This is a genomic window from Marinitoga arctica, from assembly GCF_054657315.1.
On the sequence record NZ_BAAHYY010000062.1, the window covers coordinates 1 to 1,695 of the forward strand.

General features: G+C 19.7%; 2 protein-coding genes. Both read left to right on the forward strand.

Going from position 1 to position 1,695, the window contains the following annotated elements; all coding sequences use genetic code 11:
• The first annotated feature begins 157 nt into the window (after nt 1–157).
• Nucleotides 158–1,249, forward strand: coding sequence for a hypothetical protein (locus ACYQ44_RS10325; RefSeq protein ID WP_459997191.1), 1,092 nt, complete (start codon nt 158–160; stop codon nt 1,247–1,249).
• A gap of 4 nt (nt 1,250–1,253) precedes the next feature.
• Entirely contained in the window at nt 1,254–1,682 is a 429-nt protein-coding gene (locus tag ACYQ44_RS10330) for a diguanylate cyclase domain-containing protein (protein WP_459997192.1), read from the forward strand.
• The last annotated feature ends 13 nt before the right edge of the window (nt 1,683–1,695 follow it).

The window sequence follows — 1,695 nt, forward strand, 5'->3', positions numbered from 1 at the left end:
TTCATTCGTTACAAGTTTCTTATAAAATTATTGGTATTATTTAAATATTTTCATTTTACCAGGTGTTAAAATTTAATTTAAAAATTGAACTTTTTATGTCAATATGATATAATATGTAATAAATAAAATAGATAATTCATTAAATGTGGAGGAAGATATGAAAAAAATAATACACTATCTTATAGGAGTAATATTATTTTTAATTATTGTAATATTAAGTCGTGATTTAAACAAGATAGATGGACATAAATTGGAAATATGTGAAGATATGAATGGAAATACATATAATATTCCCATATTAAAAATCTTAAAAGGTAATAGTATCACATTAAAAACAACATTTGAAAATAATAATTATAAATATATAGTATTTCCTGAAGTCTCAGGTAATTATGCAGAAATCTATTTAAATAATAAGTTAATTTCTATTTTAGGGTACAATAAAAATTTTTTAGCTAACCTATATTTAAAGCCCTTTTTGATTAAATTAGATAATTTAAAAGAAAAAAATATATTAGAAGTTAAAATTTATGATTTATATAAAGGTGGGTTTAAAATTACGCCAACTTTACTTGATGATTCTGATATTTATAAATATTATTTATTACATTTCATTAATTATGGTATTATATCTTCTATCGGTGGAATTATATTGTTTTTAGTAATATTATTATTCAGTTATATCTATTATTTTAATATAAAAGAATCATCTAATTTTTTTTATTATTTACTTTCTTTGGTATTTTTATTTATAGCAACAAGAGATTTTCATTTCTTCCCTCTTGGAAATTCAAATACATTTTTACTTTTAAAAAAAATATTTTTTATATCATTCCTCTTATCTTTTATTTTTTTCTTTAATACTATTAATATAAACAAATCTAAAATAAAATATATAAATAATATAATTAAAATTATTTTAATTGTTCCAATAACTTTATATATATTATCTAAAGATTTTTCGCAATTGATGTTTTATTATAATAATCTTTCTTGGATCCCAGCTTTATTGCTAATATATATTATTTTCTTATATAGGAAAGATTATAAATATACTATATTATTTACATTTTTATCCCTTACTATAATTCATGATCTAATAATAGTTAATTATCCTATAAAAAATGAAAGATTTCTTTTTTCATATGGAATTTTTTCTTATGTTATATTTATTGGATTAATTCTTGTTGATGAAATAAGAAAAGCTAATATTAAAGCAAAAAAATTATATTCAGAAGTTTTTTTTTGATCCATTGACTAATGCGTATAATAGAAAATTTTTAAAAAATATTAATTTTTCTAAAGACGATGTTTTTATTTTTTGCGATATGAATGATTTAAAGTTAATAAATGACAAATTTGGCCATGATTTTGGAGATAAAACATTAATTTTTTTGGTTGAAACAATAAAAAAATTCATTAGAAAGGATGATTACATTTTAAGGTTAGGTGGAGATGAATTTTTGGTTATAATGAACCATTGTTCCGTAGATATAGCAAAAGAAAAATTTGATAAAATTCAAAGAGAATTAAGAAATTATAAGGTACCTTTATCAATCTCTTATGGGATTGTGCCATATGAAGGAAATACATTTAAAACATTAAAGTTAGCAGATAAATTAATGTATAAAATGAAATATCATTTAAAAAAACAAAATACCAAACAAAAAAGCAGCCGATAAGGCTGCTTTTCGG